At 68.5% G+C, this 17,568-nt stretch carries 16 protein-coding genes; 13 read left to right on the plus strand and 3 right to left on the minus strand.

Annotated elements, in window-relative coordinates:
- Position 1: 1 nt before the first annotated feature.
- Positions 2 to 940 carry a tripartite tricarboxylate transporter substrate binding protein gene (locus tag J0J01_RS25425; protein ID WP_296385851.1) on the minus strand — a complete coding sequence of 313 codons (939 nt, stop codon included), beginning with the start codon at positions 938 to 940 and terminating at the stop codon, positions 2 to 4.
- A gap of 266 nt (positions 941 to 1,206) precedes the next feature.
- Between J0J01_RS25425 and J0J01_RS25430 the strand changes: the two genes are divergently transcribed.
- From J0J01_RS25430 to J0J01_RS25485, 12 genes are all read left to right on the plus strand, one after another.
- The gene (locus tag J0J01_RS25430; RefSeq protein WP_296385853.1) at positions 1,207 to 1,374 is read left to right on the plus strand and encodes a hypothetical protein; all 168 of its coding nucleotides are present in this window, start codon (positions 1,207 to 1,209) and stop codon (positions 1,372 to 1,374) included.
- Positions 1,375 to 1,489: 115 nt separating this feature from the next.
- A complete protein-coding gene (locus J0J01_RS25435; protein ID WP_296385855.1) occupies positions 1,490 to 3,382 on the plus strand; it encodes a protein kinase in 1,893 nt (630 codons plus the stop codon).
- 33 nt (positions 3,383 to 3,415) lie between these two features.
- Positions 3,416 to 4,003, plus strand: coding sequence for an ANTAR domain-containing protein (locus J0J01_RS25440; protein ID WP_296385857.1), 588 nt, complete (start codon positions 3,416 to 3,418; stop codon positions 4,001 to 4,003).
- Positions 4,004 to 4,224: 221 nt separating this feature from the next.
- Complete coding sequence (locus J0J01_RS25445) at positions 4,225 to 5,382, plus strand: CmpA/NrtA family ABC transporter substrate-binding protein (RefSeq protein ID WP_296385859.1); 1,158 nt, start codon at positions 4,225 to 4,227, stop codon at positions 5,380 to 5,382.
- Positions 5,383 to 5,386: 4 nt separating this feature from the next.
- On the plus strand, positions 5,387 to 6,673 hold the full coding sequence (locus J0J01_RS25450; RefSeq protein WP_296385861.1) for a CmpA/NrtA family ABC transporter substrate-binding protein: 1,287 nt from the start codon (positions 5,387 to 5,389) through the stop codon (positions 6,671 to 6,673).
- Positions 6,673 to 7,575 (plus strand): nitrate ABC transporter permease, encoded by a 903-nt coding sequence (gene ntrB, locus J0J01_RS25455; RefSeq protein ID WP_296385863.1) that lies wholly within the window; start codon positions 6,673 to 6,675, stop codon positions 7,573 to 7,575. Before J0J01_RS25450 ends, ntrB begins: the two co-directional genes overlap by 1 nt.
- Complete coding sequence (locus J0J01_RS25460) at positions 7,572 to 8,372, plus strand: ABC transporter ATP-binding protein (protein WP_296385866.1); 801 nt, start codon at positions 7,572 to 7,574, stop codon at positions 8,370 to 8,372. The genes ntrB and J0J01_RS25460 overlap by 4 nt, the downstream gene beginning before the upstream one ends.
- A gap of 10 nt (positions 8,373 to 8,382) precedes the next feature.
- Positions 8,383 to 10,152 carry a NirA family protein gene (locus J0J01_RS25465; protein ID WP_296385868.1) on the plus strand — a complete coding sequence of 590 codons (1,770 nt, stop codon included), beginning with the start codon at positions 8,383 to 8,385 and terminating at the stop codon, positions 10,150 to 10,152.
- Complete coding sequence (locus J0J01_RS25470; protein WP_296385870.1) at positions 10,149 to 12,743, plus strand: nitrate reductase; 2,595 nt, start codon at positions 10,149 to 10,151, stop codon at positions 12,741 to 12,743. The genes J0J01_RS25465 and J0J01_RS25470 overlap by 4 nt, the downstream gene beginning before the upstream one ends.
- Before the next feature lie 10 nt (positions 12,744 to 12,753).
- Positions 12,754 to 13,755: an NAD(P)-dependent oxidoreductase gene (locus J0J01_RS25475; RefSeq protein ID WP_296385872.1), complete on the plus strand. Its 1,002-nt coding sequence runs from the start codon at positions 12,754 to 12,756 to the stop codon at positions 13,753 to 13,755.
- A 92-nt stretch (positions 13,756 to 13,847) separates the two neighbouring features.
- Positions 13,848 to 14,579, plus strand: a complete 732-nt coding sequence (locus J0J01_RS25480) for a DUF882 domain-containing protein (protein ID WP_296385873.1) — start codon at positions 13,848 to 13,850, stop codon at positions 14,577 to 14,579.
- Positions 14,580 to 14,583: 4 nt separating this feature from the next.
- Positions 14,584 to 15,096, plus strand: a complete 513-nt coding sequence (locus tag J0J01_RS25485) for an O-acetyl-ADP-ribose deacetylase (protein WP_296385874.1) — start codon at positions 14,584 to 14,586, stop codon at positions 15,094 to 15,096.
- Here the strand turns inward: J0J01_RS25485 and J0J01_RS25490 are convergent.
- Together J0J01_RS25490 and J0J01_RS25495 are read right to left on the minus strand one after the other, a co-directional pair.
- Complete coding sequence (locus J0J01_RS25490; protein WP_296385875.1) at positions 15,068 to 15,643, minus strand: DUF924 family protein; 576 nt, start codon at positions 15,641 to 15,643, stop codon at positions 15,068 to 15,070. The two genes, J0J01_RS25485 and J0J01_RS25490, sit on opposite strands and share 29 nt — an antisense overlap.
- Entirely contained in the window at positions 15,640 to 16,941 is a 1,302-nt protein-coding gene (locus J0J01_RS25495; protein WP_296385876.1) for a sulfatase-like hydrolase/transferase, read from the minus strand. The genes J0J01_RS25490 and J0J01_RS25495 overlap by 4 nt, the downstream gene beginning before the upstream one ends.
- 109 nt (positions 16,942 to 17,050) lie before the next feature.
- Here J0J01_RS25495 and J0J01_RS25500 point away from each other — a divergent pair, with 109 nt between their 5' ends.
- Complete coding sequence (locus tag J0J01_RS25500) at positions 17,051 to 17,566, plus strand: hypothetical protein (protein ID WP_296385877.1); 516 nt, start codon at positions 17,051 to 17,053, stop codon at positions 17,564 to 17,566.
- Positions 17,567 to 17,568 lie beyond the last annotated feature (2 nt).

Below are 17,568 nucleotides of genomic sequence, written 5' to 3' on the forward strand. Positions count from 1 at the left end.
TTTACTCCGCCTTGGCGCCCGAGTCCTTCACCACCTTGGCCCATTTGACGATCTCGACCGCCACGAAATCGGCCAACTCCGCGGGCTTCGAAGGGGTTATGTCGAAGCCTGCCTTGACGATGACCTCGGCGGTCGCCGGGTCTTTCAGCGCCTTCAGCATCTCTGCGTTCAGCCGCGCGACGATGTCGTCCGGCGTGCGCGCCGGCGCGAACAGGCCGAACCAGGCGTCGGCCTGGAAGCCTTTCACCACCGTCTCGTCGACCGTCGGCACGTCGGGCAGGTTGGCGTTGCGCTTGAGCGAGCTCACCGCGAGCGCGCGCAGCTTGTTGCTGCGGATCTGCGCCAGCACCGACGGCAGGGTCTGGAACGAGCACTTCACCTGGCCGCCCAGCAGGTCCTGCACCGCCGGCGCCGAGCCGCGATAGGGCACATGCACGGCTTGCAGGCCGGTCGCGCCCTTGAACAGCTCCATCGCCAGGTTCGACGCCGAGCCGTTACCGGTCGAGGCGTAGCTGAGCTTGTCGCCCTCGGCCTTCGCCCAGGTCACGAACTCCTGGATGGTCTTGGCCGGCACGTCGGGATGCACGACCAGCACGTGCGTCACGGTCGTGGTGAGACCGATCGCCGCGAAGTCCTTCGAGGCATCGAACGGCGTCGCCGGAATGAGAGTCTGGTTGGTGGCATGCGTGGCGTTGTTGCCCATGGTGAGCGTGTAGCCGTCGGGCGCGGCCTTGGCGCCGATGTCGCTGCCGATGTTGCCCGCGCCGCCCGGCTTGTTGTCGACGACGATCTGCTGGCCGAGCCCTTCGCCCATCTTCGCCGCCAGCGCGCGCGCCAGAACGTCGGTCGGGCCGCCCGCCGGATAGGGCACGACCAACCGCAGCGGCTTGGTCGGCCACGCCTCGGCGCGCGCGTAAGCGGCGAATGCCAGAAGCGGCAAGGCAAAAGCAACGCGACGCGACACCGACATTTCGAAAGCAGTCCTTTTCCTGAAAAGCGCGCGGACCATAAGAGGTGGGCCGATCGTCGTCGAACCGCGATCTATTGTGTCCTTGAGTCACACCGTAAGATCGTGTGTTAAGTTGTTGTGTGGAAAAGATTTTTATTGAGGTCGGGGCAGCTATGCCCTAAATTTGCCACGGCTGAACCCATCCTATTTCGGGTCCCGGCCGGACTTTTCAGGCAGTCATTTTTCAAAGGACGGTCATGACCGACCAACCGACGCGTCGCGCACCGACGCCCCATCTGCAGACCCGGCCCGCCACCATGCTCACCGCCATCGGCTTGTGTGCACTGATCGTGCTCATGCAGCTCGTGCCGGAAATCCAGAGCGTGGTGCGGCTGCCGGCGTCCGCGGTCGCCACGACGCGCTGACTGGCCACGCGCTGATTCGGCACGCGCCGATCACCGGCGTTCATTAGCCCGCGCCAAGAGCCCACGCTTGTGCGGGCGCGTGCGAACGCGCATCAAGGAGCCGGATGCGCGTGCCATGACGTCAGACAATGTCCAGGCCCTGCCGCTCGGCACCCTGCTGGGCGACTATCGGCTCGATGCCGTGATCGGCCATGGCGGCTTCGGCATCACCTATCGCGCCTTCGACAGCCAGCTCGCCAAGGTCGTGGCGATCAAGGAATACCTGCCGATCGAGTTCGCCGTGCGCCAAGGCGAGAAGGTCGTGGCGCGCGGCGGCCGCTTCGAGGAGGACTTCGCCTGGGGCCGTGACCGCTTTCTCGACGAGGCGCGGGCGCTGGCGCGCTTCCGCCATCCGCACATCGTGCCGGTGCTGCGCTTCCTGGTGGCGAACGGTACCGCCTACACCGTCATGGAGTTCGAGGACGGCCGCAGCGTCGGTGAGCTGCTGCATCCGGCCGGGCGCCGCCTGTCGGCCGACGAGGCGCGCCGCCTCGCCGAAGGCCTGCTGCTCGGCCTGGGCGCGGTGCATGCGCAGGGCTTCCTGCATCGCGACATCAAGCCGTCCAACATCATCATCCGCCGCGACGGCGTGCCGATCCTGATCGACTTTGGCGCGGCGCGGCAGGCGATCAGCCATCGCACGCGCACGCTGACCTCGGTGCTGACGCCGCAATACGCGCCGATCGAGCAGTACGCCGCCGAGGGCAAGCAGGGTCCGTGGAGCGACATCTACTCCGCCGCCGCGGTGCTGCACCACGCCATCACCGGCGCGCCGCCGCCGGAAGCGGCGAGCCGCGTCGGCAAGGATTCCTATCGCCCGCTGGCCGAGACGCAGGCGGCCGCCTTCGACAAGACCTTCCTGACGGCGATCGATCAGGCGCTCGCCTTCGCGCCCGAGGCGCGGCCGCAGTCGGTCGCCGACTGGAGCAAGCTGTTCGGCATGTCGCTGCCGCGCGCCCACGATGCACCGACGCAGCGCATGGATGTCCCGTCGGCGGGCAGCACGGCGCCGCGCCTGAGCGGCGTCAGCCGCGAGATGCTGCCGGAGCCGATGGCGCGCCCGCACGGGCGCAGCGCCACGCCCTGGATCGTGGCGGCGCTGGTGCTGGTGATCGGCGCGACCGTGTGGCGCTACCAGGCGGTGCTGCGCGAGCTCGTGACGCCGACGCCGCCGACGGTGCAGGCTTCGGCGCCGCCGGTGCCTCCATCGACTCCATCGCAAGGAGCGACTCCGACACCCGCACCGACTCCCCTGCCGCCGCCATCGGCGACGCCGGCAGCGACTCCGACGCCCGCACCGCCCGCGGTGTCGCCGGCGCAGAAGGCGCTCGAGGACCCGGCGAAGAAGGCCGGGGTCGAGGCCCGCGCCCTCTTCGAGCGCGCCCGGGAAGCCGCCCAGGCCGGGATCGCGATGCGCGGCGAGGCGCTGATCGCCAAGGCACGCGCCGAGAACCCGGGCCTGGAGAACGCCGAGCGCGTCGCCGGCGACGACGGCTCGACCTACGTCGGCCAGTTGGCCGACGGCAAGCGCGAGGGCCTGGGCGTGCTGCAGTTCAAGGACGGCGACCGCCAGTTCGGCGAATGGAAGGACAATGTGCTGAACGGCCTCGGCGTCGAGCAGTTGAACGACGGACCGCGCTATGAGGGCCGGTGGCGCAACGGGCTGCCGGTGGGGCTGGGCGTGCGCGAGAAAGCGGGTGCCGAGCGCGCCGAAGGCAACTTCGCCTCGGGCAAGCTCGAGGGGCTGGGCACGCGCCGCGTGCTGACCGAGCCGACGGTGGTGCAGACCGGCGAGTTCAAATCCGACTCGCTCGACGGCCTCGGCGTCGAGCAGCTCGCCAACGGCGAGCGTTACCAGGGCCAGTTCCGGGCCGGCAAGCGCCACGGCTATGGCCAGCTGATCGGGACCGACGAGCGCGCCCGGGCGAGCCGCTGGGAAGACGGAAAGCTCGTCGAATCAACACCGTAATTGGTGTGGCATGGAAGTTGCGGCCCGCGGTGCGTGCACAAGCCGCTGTCCGTCCTGCTGATCGACGACAATCCTGCACGCGCCGAGATCGTCGAGAGCGGCCTGCGCGAGGCGGGCTACCGCCTGCTGGCGAGATTGCAGGGCACGCAGGATCTGCCGGCGCGGGTGCGCGAGCTCGCCCCCGATGTCGTGGTGGTCAGCACCGACAGTCCCAGCCGCGACGTCATCGAGGACATGCGCCGCAGCACCGAGCAGCAGCCGCGGCCGATCGCGCTGTTCGTCGACCAGTCCGATCCTGCGACCATCGCGGCGGCGATGGAGGCCGGCGTCTCGGCCTATGTCGTGAAGGGCCTGGCCCAGGACCGCGTGCGCTCGGTCGTCGATGTCGCGGTCGGCCACTTCAATCGCTACCACGCCATGCGCGAGGAGCTGGAGCGCGCCCGCCTCACCCTGCTCGAACGCAAGGCGGTCGACCGCGCCAAGGGCCTCCTGATGGAGCAGCGCGGCCTGGGCGAGGAGGCCGCCTACAAGCTGCTGCGCAAGCTCGCCATGGACCAGAACAAGCGCATTGGCGAAGTCGCCCAAGACATCGTCACCTACGCCAAAGTGCTCAAGAAGTAGGCTTGCCTATTTTACAGGCTATATGAAGAAATAGACTAATATCAACAGCTTAGACTTTGGCACAACTCATGCTGCGCTGCACATGAGCGCCCAATGGCGGGCACTTACCCTGATTTTGAACGCGGGCCGACGATGGTCTGCGGGATTGGACAACGGCGTCCTGAGCGACCGGCAGCAGCCGGCCGACAGGACGCTTTTTTGTTTGCGGAGTGGCGTGGCGCATGACCGACCTGAAGCGACCGAGACTGAAAGTCGGGTTCATCCCGATCATCGACTGCGCGCCGGTCGTGCTGGCCGAGGAGCTGGGCGCGTTCGAGCGCCAGGGTCTCGAGGTCGAGATCCGCCGCGAAGTGTCGTGGGCCAACGTGCGCGACAAGCTGGCGCTGGGCGTGCTCGATGCTTCGCACATCCTGGCGCCGCTGCCGCTCGCCATCACCCTCGGCCTGTCGAGCGTCAGCGTGCCGCTGGTCAACGTCATGACGCTGCAGGTGAACGGCAACGCGCTTACCCTGTCGCAAAGCCTGTGGCGCGAGATGGAAGGGGCCGCCCCCGATCTCGTCGCCGGCGGCCATCCGGCGCTCACCGCCAAGGCGCTGGCCGCGGTGGTGCGCAAGCGTGCGGCGGCGGGCGCGCCGCAAGTCGTGCTCGCGTCGGTGTTTCCCTACTCGGCGCAGAACTACATGCTGCGGCTCTGGCTGGCGTCGGGTGGACTCGATCCCGACCGCGACGTGCGGTTGGTCGTCGTGCCGCCGCCGCACACCGTGGCGCATCTCTCGGGCGGCGTGGTCGACGGCTACTGCGTCGGCGAGCCGTGGAACCAGCGCGCCGCCGTGCTCGGCATCGGCCGCGTCGTGCTGACCGGCCCCGACATCTGGAAGGGCATGCCGGAGAAGGTGCTGGGCACCACCGAGGCCTGGGCCGAGAGCAATCCGCTCACGCTGCGCGCGCTGATCAAGGCGCTGATCGAAGCCTGCCAGTGGCTCGACGAGCCCTCCAACCGTGCCGAGGCGGCGCGCGTGCTGGCGAGCCCGCGTTACCTCAACACGCCGGCCGAGGTGATCGCCCGCACGCTCGATCTGCCTGACTTCCACGTCTTCCATCGCAACCACGCCAACTTCCCATGGCGCAGCCACGCCGACTGGTTCCTCCGGCAGATGGTGCGCTGGGGCCAGTGCCCGCCGTCGATCGACGTCGCGGCGACGGCGGACCGCGTCTACCGCACCGACATCTTCCGCGCCGCCGCTGCCGAGATCGGCGTGGCGTATCCCGACGGCGATCGCCTGCCCCCCGGTGCGCATGGCGAGCCGATCACGCCGAGCACGCCGGCCGTCGAGCCGGCCAACGATGAACTTCCCGTGCTTCTACGTTCAGGAGATTAGAGTGATGACGAACCTTCGCCGCCGCCAGGTCCTCAAGGGCGCGACCGCCACCGCCGCATTGCTGGGTGCCGCGCGCACAGCCCTTCCGTCGGGCGCTTTCGCCCAGGGTGCGGGACCGGAAACCAAGCAGGTGAAGCTCGGCTTCATCGCCCTGACCGACGCCTCGCCGCTGATCATCGCCAAGGAAAAGAAGCTGTTCGACAAGTACGGCATCACCGACGCCGACATCGCCAAGCAGGCCTCGTGGGGCACGACGCGCGACAACATGGTGCTGGGCTCGGGCGCCGGCGGCATCGACGGCGCGCACATCCTGACGCCCAAGCCCTACCAGATGACGATGGGCACCACGACGGCGGAGAACAAGCCGACGCCGATGTATATCCTCGCCCGCCTCAACTACGACTGCCAGGCGATCTCGGTTGCCAAGGAATACAAGGGCATGGGCGTGACGGTGAAGGCCGATCCGCTCAAGGAGGCCTTCGCGAAGAAGAAGGCCGCGGGCAAGGAAGTGAAGGTCGCGATGACCTTCCCGGGCGGCACCCACGACGTGTGGATCCGCTATTGGCTGGCGGCGGGCGGCATCGATCCCGACAAGGACGTCTCGACCATCGTCGTGCCGCCGCCGCAGATGGTGGCCAACATGAAGGTCGGCAACATGGACGCCTTCTGCGTCGGCGAGCCTTGGGGCGACCAGCTCGTGCACCAGGACATCGGCTTCACCGCCTGCATGACCGGCGAGATCTGGAAGAACCACCCCGAGAAGTCGCTCGGCATGCGCGCCGACTGGGTCGACAAGAATCCCAAGGCGGCGCTGGGCGTGCTGATGGCCGTGATGGAGGCCCAGCAATGGTGCGACAAGATGGAGAACAAGGAAGAGCTCGCCACCATCATCGCCAAGCGTCAGTGGTTCAACGTGCCGGCGGGCGACATCAACAACCGTATCAAGGGTAACATCGACTACGGCGACGGTCGCAACGTCACCGGCTCCGACCAGCTCATGAAATTCTGGAAGGGTGGCGTCAGCTACCCGTACCAGAGCCATGAGCTGTGGTTCCTCACCGAGAACCAGCGCTGGGGCAAGCTGCCGCTCGATCTCGACACCAAGGCGATCATCGGCAAGGTCAACCGCGAAGACCTGTGGCGCGAGGCCGCCAAGATCCTGTCGGTTGCCGAGGCGGACATTCCCAAGAGCGCGTCGCGCGGCAAGGAGACCTTCTTCGACGGCAAGGTGTTCGACCCGGCCGATCCCAAGACCTATCTCGCCTCGCTGCAGATCAAGAAGGTGGCGTGATGCAGGCCAAGGCTGTCGCCACCGCGTCCGTTGCCGCTGCGGTGCCCGTGCCGGGCGCTTCGGCGGAGATCGTGCCCTTCCGTGCGCCGGTGCGGCCGGCGGTCGAGCGCCTGCGCGAGATCGCCGCGCGCATCGGCGGCATCGTCATCCCGCCGGTGATCGTGATCGGGCTCATGCTCTTCGTCTGGCAGCTCCTCTGCTCGGCGCCCGGCTCGTCGTTGCCGGCGCCCAGCAAGGTGATCGCCGACAGTTGGGACTTCATCGTCGACCCGTTCTACGACAATGGCGGCGTCGACAAGGGCGCCTTCTGGCATCTCGCCAAGTCGCTGAGCCGCGTCGCCGTCGGCTACTCGCTGGCGGCGGTGGTCGGCATCGCGCTGGGCGTGCTGGTCGGCCAGAGCCTGTGGGCGATGCGCGGCCTCGATCCGATCTTCCAGGTGCTGCGCACCATCCCGCCGCTCGCCTGGCTGCCGCTGTCGCTCGCCGGCTTCCGTGACGCCCAGCCGTCGGCGCTCTTCGTGATCTTCATCACCTCGATCTGGCCGATCATCATCAACACCTCGGTGGGCGTGCGGAACATCCCGCAGGACTATCGCAACGTCGCGGCGGTGATCCGGCTCTCCTGGTGGGAGGTCTTCTGGAAGATCACCCTGCCGGCGACCGTGCCTTACATCTTCACCGGCCTGCGCATCGGCGTCGGCCTGTCGTGGCTGGCGATCGTCGCGGCCGAGATGCTGATCGGCGGCGTCGGCATCGGATTCTTCATCTGGGACGCGTGGAACAGCTCGCGCATCTCCGACATCATCGTGGCCCTGGTCTATATCGGCGTGGTCGGCTTCCTGCTCGACCGGCTGATCGCGGCGCTGGGCCATCTCGTCAGCCACGGAGCGGCCGCGCAATGACCAGCTACCTCAAGTTCGAGCAGGTCGGCATGAGCTTCAGCCGCGGTCAGATGACCACGGAGGTGCTGCGCGACATCGACCTCACCATCGAACGGGGCGAGTTCGTGTCGCTGATCGGCCATTCCGGCTGCGGCAAGTCGACCCTGCTCAACGTCCTGGGCGGCCTGCTGCAGTCGACCACCGGCGAGGTCTTCCTCGAGGGCAAGCTGGTCGACGAGCCCGGACCCGACCGCGCCATCGTCTTCCAGAACCATTCGCTGCTGCCCTGGCTCACCGTCTACGGCAACGTCGCGATCGCCGTCGACAAGGTGTTCGGCGGCTCGAAGTCCAAGGCCGAGCGCCACGACTGGGTGATGCACAATCTCGAGCTGGTGCAGATGGGGCAGGCCCGGGACAAGCGCCCGCACGAGGTCTCCGGCGGCATGAAGCAACGAGTAGGTATCGCACGCGCATTGGCCATGCAGCCCAAGGTGCTGCTGATGGACGAGCCGTTCGGCGCCCTCGATGCGCTGACCCGCGCCCATCTGCAGGACAGCGTGATGGAGATCCATGCCCGGCTGGGCAACACGGTGATGATGATCACCCACGACGTCGACGAGGCGGTGCTGCTGTCGGATCGCGTGGTGATGATGACCAACGGCCCGTCGGCGACGATCGGCCAGATCCTCGAGATCGACCTGCCGCGCCCGCGGCGGCGGCTCGAATTGGCGACCGACGCCGAGTACGCCCGCTGCCGCGCCGCCGTGCTGGAATTCCTCTACGCCCGGCATCGCGTGCCGGCGCGGGCGGCCGCCTAGAGGCCGCGCCATGGAATTCACCGACCAGCAGAAACGCTGGCTGGAGGGATTCACCAGCGGGTTGGCCGCGCGCAAGGCGGCGGCGCCGGCTGCTGCCCCGGCCGCCGCCCAACCGAGCCTGTCGTCCATCGGGCCGGATGCCTTGCAGCATGCCGCGCAGGACCGCGCCATCGCAGCCGGCGGCAAGCTGGTCGCCGAGGAGAAGGCCAAGCGCCAGCGCCATCCGCTCGATCGCTGGGACGAGGTCGTCGAGCGTTCCGACAAGGGCGAGTTTCCCAAGGGCATCGACGTCCTGCTCACCAAGTACCACGGGCTTTTCTACGTCGCGCCGGCCGAGAACTCCTTCATGTGCCGGCTGCGCATGCCCAACGGCATCCTCAATGCCTGGCAGATGCGCGGGCTGGCCGATGCCGCCGATTCCTTCGGCGGCGGCTACGCCGATGTCACCACGCGCGCCAACCTGCAGATTCGCGAGATCCCGGCGCACCGCGCCATCGACCTGCTGACGGCGGTGCAGGCGCTCGGCCTCACCGCGCGCGGCTCGGGCGCCGACAACATCCGCAACATCACCGGCGGCGCGACCGCCGGCATCGACCCGCAGGAGCTGATCGACACAAGGCCGCTCTGCACGGCGATGCACCACTACATCCTCAATCACCGCGAGATGTACGGCTTGCCGCGCAAGTTCAACATCGCCTTCGATGGCGGCGGCAAGGTGCCGGTGCTGGAGGACACCAACGACATCGGCTTCGTCGCGGCGCGGGCGCAAGATGGCTCCGGGGGCGGCGTCTATTTCCGCCTGCAGCTCGGCGGCATCACCGGCCATCACGACTTCGCTCACGAGACCGGTGTGCTGCTGAAGCCCGAGGAATGCGTGAAGGTCGCCGGCGCCGTGGTCCGTGCCTTCATCGTCCACGGCGACCGCACCAACCGCGCCAAGGCGCGGCTGAAGTACGTGCTCGACCGGATGGGCCGCGACGCCTTCCTGAAAGAGGTCGAAACGGAATACGGCGCGCCGCTGCGCCGTGCGTCGGGCATTGCGCTCGCGCCGCGGCCGATGGCGGACAAGCACGGCCATATCGGCGTGCACCCGCAGAAACAGCCGGGGCGCCGCTACCTCGGTATCGTGCTGCCTGTCGGCCGCATCACATCAGAGCAGATGCGCGGGCTGGCCGAGATCAGCGAGCGCTTCGGCAGCGGCACCCTGCGGCTCACGGTCTGGCAGAATCTGCTGATCTCCGATGTCGCCGACGCCGATGTCGGCGTCTGCATCGCCGCGTTGCAGGTGCTGGGCATCGGCGTCGAGGCGAGCGCCATCCGCCGCGGCCTGGTCGCCTGCACCGGCAATGCCGGCTGCAAGTTCGCCGCCGCCAACACCAAGGGGCATGCGCTGCGGCTCGCCGACTACCTCGAGATGCGGGTGCCGGTCGACCGGCCGATCAACATCCATCTCACCGGCTGCCATCATTCCTGCGCCCAGCACTATGTCGGCGACATCGGGCTGCTCGCCTGCAAGGTCGAACGCGGCGAGGAGACGGTCGAGGGTTACCACGTCTTCATCGGCGGAGGGGCCGCCTCGACCGCCGAGCAGTCGATGGCGCGCGAATACGCCCGCAGCGTCGTGTTCGACAACCTGCCGGCGATGCTCGAGAAGCTGCTCGATGCCTGGTTGGCGCATCGCGCGAGCCCCGCTGAGACCTTTTTCGAGTTCTGCCGCCGTCACGACGTCGAAGTCCTGCGAGAGCTAGCCTCGTGTGCCCCAATCGCGCTGGCGGCATGAGCGTCCGTACCACCTGTCCCTATTGCGGCGTCGGCTGCGGGGTCGTCGCCCTGCCGGACGGCAAGGGCGGCGCGGCGATCGCCGGCGATCCCGAGCATCCGGCCAATCGCGGCCGGCTCTGCTCCAAGGGCGCGGCGCTGGGCGAGACGCTCGGCCTCGAGGACCGGCTGCTGCATCCCGAGATCGACGGCCAGCGCTTTTCCTGGGAAACGGCCCTCGATACGGTCGCGTCGGGCTTTCGCGACGTCATCGACCGCTATGGCCCCGATGCCGTTGCCTTCTACGTCTCGGGCCAGCTCCTGACCGAGGACTATTACGTCGCCAACAAGCTGATCAAAGGCTTCCTCGGCACCGCCAACATCGACACCAACTCGCGGCTCTGCATGGCCTCCTCGGTGGCCGGCCACAAGCGGGCCTTCGGCAGCGACACCATGCCCGGCTGCTACGAGGACTTCGAGCAGGCCGACCTCGCCGTGCTGGTCGGCAGCAATCTCGCCTGGTGTCATCCCGTGCTGTTCCAGCGGCTGGAATCCGCCAAGCGCGCCCGGCCGGACCTGAAGATCGTGGTGATCGACCCGCGGCGCACCGAGACCTGCGGCATCGCCGACCTCCATCTGGCGCTCAAGCCCGGCAGCGATGTCGCCCTGTTCAACGGCCTGCTGGCCTCGTTGCAGCACCGCGGCGTCGTTGCCGCCGATTTCATCGAGCGCCATACCAGCGGCCTCGAAGCGGCGCTGGCGGCCGCGCACGCCAGCGATGTCGTCGATTGCGACCTGCCGGCCGCGGACGTCGCGACCTTCTTCGACTGGTTCGCGCGCACCGAGAAGACCGTCACGCTCTATTCGCAGGGCGTCAACCAGTCGAGCGCCGGCGTCGACAAGGTCAATGCGCTGATCAACTGCCATCTGCTGACCGGCCGCGTCGGCCGGCCGGGCATGGGGCCGTTCTCGATCACCGGCCAGCCCAATGCGATGGGCGGCCGCGAGGTCGGCGCGCTGTCCAACACGCTCGCCGCCCACATGGATTTCGCGCCGGCCGATGTCGAGCGCGTGCGCCGCTTCTGGAAGGCGCCGCGCATCGCGACCCGGCCGGGCCTCAAGGCCGTCGAGCTGTTCGACGCGGTCGGTCGCGGCGAGATCAAGGCGGTGTGGATCATGGCGACCAATCCTGTCGCCAGCCTGCCCAACGCCGATGCCGTGCAGGCGGCGCTGCAGGGCTGCGAGTACGCGATCGTCTCCGAGGCGGTCCGCGCCAGCGACACCGTCGATGCCTGCCGCATCCGGCTGCCGGCGCTGGCCTGGGCCGAGAAGGACGGCACCGTCACCAACTCCGAACGCCGCATCTCGCGCCAGCGTCCGTTCCTGCCGGCGCCCGGCGAGGCGCGGCCGGACTGGCGGATCCTGAGCCAGGTGGCGCGCCGTCTCGGCCATGGCAACGCATTCGCGTGGAACGACGTTGGCGAGATCTTCCGCGAGCATGCCGCTCTCTCGGCCTTCGAGAACGATGGCACGCGCGATTTCGAGATCGCGATCGACGGCCTGTCGTACGACACGCTGGCGCCCTTCACCTGGGGCAAGGATCGCTTCTTCGCCGACGGCGGCTTCTTCCACGCCGACGGTCGCGCCCGCTTCGTCGCGACGGTGCCGCGTGCGCCGGCGCATGCACCGACCGTCTCGCGGCCGTTGCGGCTCAACACCGGCCGCGTGCGCGACCAGTGGCACACCATGACGCGCACCGGGAAGTCGGCCCGGCTTGCCGGTCATCGGCCCGAGCCGACGGTCGAGCTGCATCCGCGCGATGCCTCCGCCCGCGACATCGCCGAAGGCGCGATCGTGGCCGTGGAAAGTGGCTGGGGCCGCAGCGTGCTGCGCGCGCATCTGTCGGATGCGGTGCGGCCGGGCGAGGCCTTCGCGCCGATGCATTGGACGGCGCAAGTCTCGCGCGCCGGCCGGATCAATTCGGCGGTCAATCCCGCGGTCGATCCGGTCTCCGGCCAGCCCGAGCTCAAGCACACGCCGGTCGAGATCCGCGCCCTCGACGTGAAGTGGCATGGCACGATTCTCGCTCGGCGTGCGCTGATGCTGCCGCAGATCGCCTACTGGGTGCGCCTCAAGGGCGCCGGGCACTACGCCTACCTCGTCGCCGGCGAGCAGCCGCTCGCCCCGGCGCGCAAGGCGTTGGCCGCGGCGATCCGTACGGCCAATCCCGGCCCCTGGCTCGAGGGTAAGGGGCTCGATGGCGAAGTCGGGCTCGGCGCCGTCATCGCCGACGGCCGGCTCGAAGCGGTGATGGTGACGGGCGAGTCACGCGACGACGCGGCGCGCGATCGCCTGGCGCCGTTCATGGCGATCGATCGGCTGACCGTCGCCGAACGCAACGCCGTGTTGCGCGGCGGCGACGCCGAGGATCGTGGCGGCGAGATGTGCGCCTGCTTCGGCGTCTCCTGCCATGACATCGAGGGCGCCATCGCCGAGGGTGCCGGGTCGCTGGAAGCGATCGGCGAGATGACGCGCGCCGGCACCAACTGCGGCTCGTGCCGGCCCGAGATCCGCCTGCTGCTGCGCGCCCACCGCGCGAAGAGGGCCGCGTGAAGAAGGCCGCATGATGCAGGGCTTCCCGATCTTCCTGTCGCTGCGGGAGCGTCGCGCCCTGGTGGTCGGCGGCTGCGATGCCGCCGCGCGCAAGATCGAGCTGCTGCTGTCGGCCGGCGCGCAGGTGTCGCTGGTCGCCGAGACGGTCACCGGCTGTATCGCCCAGCTCATCGCCGACGGCCGCATCGTCTGGGTCGGCCGCGCCTTCGAGGCCGGCGAGCTCGAGGGCGTGTCGCTCGTGATCGTGGCCTGCGACGACGTCGAGCTGCAAGGACGCGTCTCGCGCGCGGCTCAGGCGCGCGGCGTGCCGGTGAACGTGGTCGACACGCCGGCATTGTCGAGCTTCATCATGCCGTCGATCGTCGATCGCGGCCCGATCACCATCGCGATCTCGACCGGCGGCACGGCGCCCGCGCTCGCCCGCAAGCTGCGCGGCGAGATCGAGCGCGCCGTGCCGGCGGCGATCGGCCGGCTGGCGCGCTTCGCCGAGATCTTCCGCGCCCAGGTGCGCCGCACGCTCGCCGAGCCGCGCGCGCGCCGGCTGTTCTGGGACCGCGTCTTCGAGGGCCGTGTCGGCGAGCTGGCGCTGGCCGGCGACGAGATCGCCGCGCGCCGCGAGCTGATCCGCCTGCTCGATTCGGTGCGCGGCGAGTCGGTGCCCGCGCAGGGCATGGTGCATTTGGTCGGCGCGGGGCCCGGCGATCCCGACCTGCTGACCCTGAAGGCGCATCGACTGCTGCAGCACGCCGACGTGATCGTCCACGACCGTCTGGTTGCGCCCGAGGTGCTCGCGATGGCGCGGCGCGATGCCGAGCGTCTCTGCGTCTCGCCGGAAGACGCGGCCCAGCGTCTGCTCGCGCTCGCCCGCGCGGGCCGCAGCGTCGTGCGACTTACGGTTGGAAATCCCTTCGCCGAGATCGAGGCGCTCCGGCTCGCCGGCGTCTCGGTCGAGGTCGTGCCGGGCGTTCCGGAAATCGAACACACTGCAGCGACGGTGAAGTCGTCCGGTTAACAACTACAAATGACAGGGAATTTCGCTTTGTATCAGGAATCGGACTCTGTTAAGAACGCTGTGGCAAAAATACAACAACATCAGGGCAGGGGATGCGGAGTCTCGTACTAAGTCTGGCGGCGACGCTGGCCTTCGCCGGCGCTGCTTTAGCTCAAGCACCCGAGGTGATGCGCGGCAGCACCTCCAGCACGACCCAGAAGAAGATCACCACCGCGACCACGCCGGCCAAGCCTGCCGTGCAGAAGACGGCTGCGGCCCAGAGCAGCTCGTCGGCCCACGTCAAACATCCGGTGACGCCACAGACGCTGCGCGGCTCGCGCTACGGCGGCTTCGCCCCGGCGCCGGCCGTGCCCGAGACCCCGCCGACGCTGGACCTCGCCAGCCCGCGCACGCTCAGCCTGCTCAACGTCAATTCCAGCGAGCAGCTCACCGTCACCTACTGGGCCGACGGCGCCTACAAGCGCGATGCGCTGAACAAGCTCAATCACTTCCTGCGCGACAGCAAGACCGGCGAGCAGACCGAGATGGATCCGCTGGTGTTCGACGTGCTGTGGCACACCATGCAGATCTCGGGCTATGGCGGCACGGTCGAGGTGCTGTCCGCCTTCCGCTCGCCCGAGACCAACGCCTGGCTGGCGAGCGTCAGCCGCGGCGTGGCGCGCGACAGCCAGCACATGAACGGCAACGCCATGGACATCCGCTTCCCCGGCGTGCCGGTGTTCAAGATCCGCCAGGCCGCGCGGTCGCTGCAGATGGGCGGCGTGGGTTTCTACCCGCGCTCCGGCTTCGTCCATCTCGACACCGGTCCCGTCCGCTACTGGTAGGACCATGGCGCGCCTCGAGGTCATCGAGGGCGACATCACGCGGCTCGACGTCGACGCGATCGTCAACGCAGCCAACTCGAGCCTGCTGGGCGGCGGCGGCGTCGACGGCGCGATCCATCGCGCTGCCGGGCCCGAGCTCGTTGCCGAATGCCGTATGCTCCACGGCTGCAAGACCGGCGAAGCCAAGATCACCAGGGGCTATCGGCTGAAGGCGCGCCACGTCATCCACACGGTCGGGCCGGTATGGAACGGCGGCAACAAGAACGAGCCCGAGCTGCTGGCGCGTTGCTATCGCAACAGTCTGGCGCTCGCCGGGAAGCAGGGCCTGAAGAGCATCGCTTTCCCGGCGATCTCGACCGGCGTCTACGGCTACCCCAGGGAACCCGCCGCCGACATCGCGGTGCGCGAGGTGAAAGCCCACGCCGGCGCGCTCGACCGCGTGATCTTCTGCTGCTTCGACACAGCGACGGCCGACCTCTACCGTGCCGTCATTGGCCGAAGCGATCCGCCGTCCTGAGGTAGTCCAGCTCCTCGGCCGTGCTGGCGCGGCCCAGCACCTCGTTGCGGTGCGGGAAGCGGCCGAAGCGGGCGACGATGTCGCGATGGTCGATCGCGTACTTGGTGTTGGTCTCGTCGAGCAGGGCTGCGAACAGCGCGCAGCAGAGCTCCTGGTCACCCAGGTCCTCGCTGTGCTGGAACGGCATGTAGAAGAACAGCCGCATGTCGTTGCTGTAGGCCGCCGGATAGTCGCGGGCCAGCGCGTAGCGCGCCGTCTCGCGCGCCTTGGCATCGGCCGAGAAAGCCCGCGCGCTGCGGCGATGCATGTTGCGCGGGAACTGGTCGCACAGGACGGTCAGCGCCAGCGCGCCGTCGGGCGACTTGCGCCAGGCGTCGAGCTCACCCGCGATCGCCTTGTCGAGCAGCGTGCCGAAGCGGCTGCGCAGCTCGGCGTCGAGCTCCGGCGTGCTCTCCCACCAGATCTTGCGCGGCTTGGCATGCTCCGGATCGCCGAGCGGCAAGAACCAGAAATCGAGGATGTCGCGGATGGCCGCGGTGTCCGTCATGGCATTTCCTTCTTGCCGTAGACGAGCCGCACGCCGGCCTCTGCCGGGATGGGGGGCATCGTTGCATCCCACGTCTCCCAGGCGGCGCGCATCGCGGACAGCCGCTCGGGGTGGCGCTTGGCGAGATTGGCGCGCTCGCGTTCGTCGCTTGCCACGTCGAACAGGTATTCGTGCTCGTTGACCTTCAGGTATTTCCATCGGCCGGCGAGCATGGCGCGCTGCTCGTTGTGCTTCATGCGCCAGAAGAGGGGGCGCTCGGTGACGGCCCGCGGATCGCCGAGGGGCCTTACCAGCGACATCCCGTCGCTCGGATAATCGGGATGGGGCGAGGTGCCCGCGGCTTCCAGGAAGGTCGGCACCCAGTCCATGGTGATGGCCAGTTGCTCGGTCACCGTTCCGGCGGGTGTGCGCGCCGGCCAGCGCACCACGTAGGGCACGCGAATGCCGCCTTCCATCAGGTCCATCTTGCCGCCGACCAGCGGCCAGTTGTCGGAGAAGCGCTCGCCGCCGTTGTCGCTGGTGAAGACGACCAACGTGTCCCGTGCGATTCCGTTTTCGTCGAGCGCGCCCAGCACGCGGCCGATGCCCTCGTCCATGTGATGGATCATCCGCCGGTAGGCGTGGATGTTGCCGCCGTCGAGGTGATAGATCGGCCGGCCCTTGCCGAACGACTTTGCGAGCTCGCCGTCGTCGCGAGTCTCCCACGGCCAGTGCGGCGCGGTGTAGTGCAGGCTGAGCAGGAAGGGCTGCTTGGACCGGGCGGCGCGCGACACGAAGTCGGCCGCGCGGTCGCTCAGCAGATCGGTGAGATAGCCGTCGCGGTCGACTTCCCTGTCGTTCTCGAACAGGTCGTGCGTGCCGAAGCTGTCCTGGTGGGTGAAGTAGTCGACACCGCCCGAGAGCGGCCCGAAATGCTCGTGGTATCCGCTCTTCAAGGGGCTGAAGGTCGGCGGGAAGCCGAGATGCCACTTGCCGATCAAGGCCGTGCGGTAGCCCGCCTCGGCGAGGCGCGACGCCAAGGTCGGATGGTCGGGCGGCAGGCCGATCACCTTGTCGCCGCGCATGGCGCTGCCGATCGGCTCCTCGGCCGCGCCGCGGATCCGGTACTGGTAGCGGCCTGTCGCGAGGGCAAATCGGGTCGGCGAGCAGACGGCGGAATTGGCATAGCCGCGCGTGAAGCGCAGGCCCTCGGCGGCCATGCGGTCGATGTTGGGCGAGACCGGCGCGCGGCCGCCGTAGCAGCCGAGGTCGGCGTAGCCGAGGTCGTCGGCCAGGATGAAGATGAAGTTCGTCGGCATTTGCCACGCGTAGCACGATCGCCTGCATTTCAGGCCTTGCAATTTATGGCAATCGTACACTAATGTATACGTATGAAATGAATCGCACACTAGGAGCCTGGTGAGGGCTATGCAGACTGTTTCCGTCCGAATCCCCGAAGACGACATCCAGTGGCTGATGGGCCTCGACATCGAGGGCGCCCGCAATCCGAGCGATCGCATCCGATCGCTAATCGGCGCCACGCGCCGGCAGCGTGAAGGCACCTCCGACTACGTGGCCTGCGCCGCGATGCTGCGGGATTTCCTGCGGCCGCTGCAGGACGTGCTGAGCGCCGCCGAGCGCCGGGAGAAGGTGCACTCCGAGGTTGTGGCCACCATCCTCGCGGGTCTGCCGGAGATCATGGCCGAGGCGATCGCCTTCCCGCCGGTGCCGGCCGACGGCGCGGCCGTCGCCACCCTGACCCGCATCGAGGCCGACTTGGCCATGCGCACGATGCGCCTTCTCGTCCAACTGCTGCGGCTGTCGATTACCCCAGCGGTTCCGGCGTACGATCCGGCGGTGCTTGATTCGTACCTTGCCGAGATCGCCCACATCGCCGACCTGGTCCGCGATCGGCGTCAACCCACGGCTACGAAGGAGCGGTAGAC

The organism is Reyranella sp., assembly GCF_017305915.1.
Taxonomy (GTDB): domain Bacteria; phylum Pseudomonadota; class Alphaproteobacteria; order Reyranellales; family Reyranellaceae; genus Reyranella.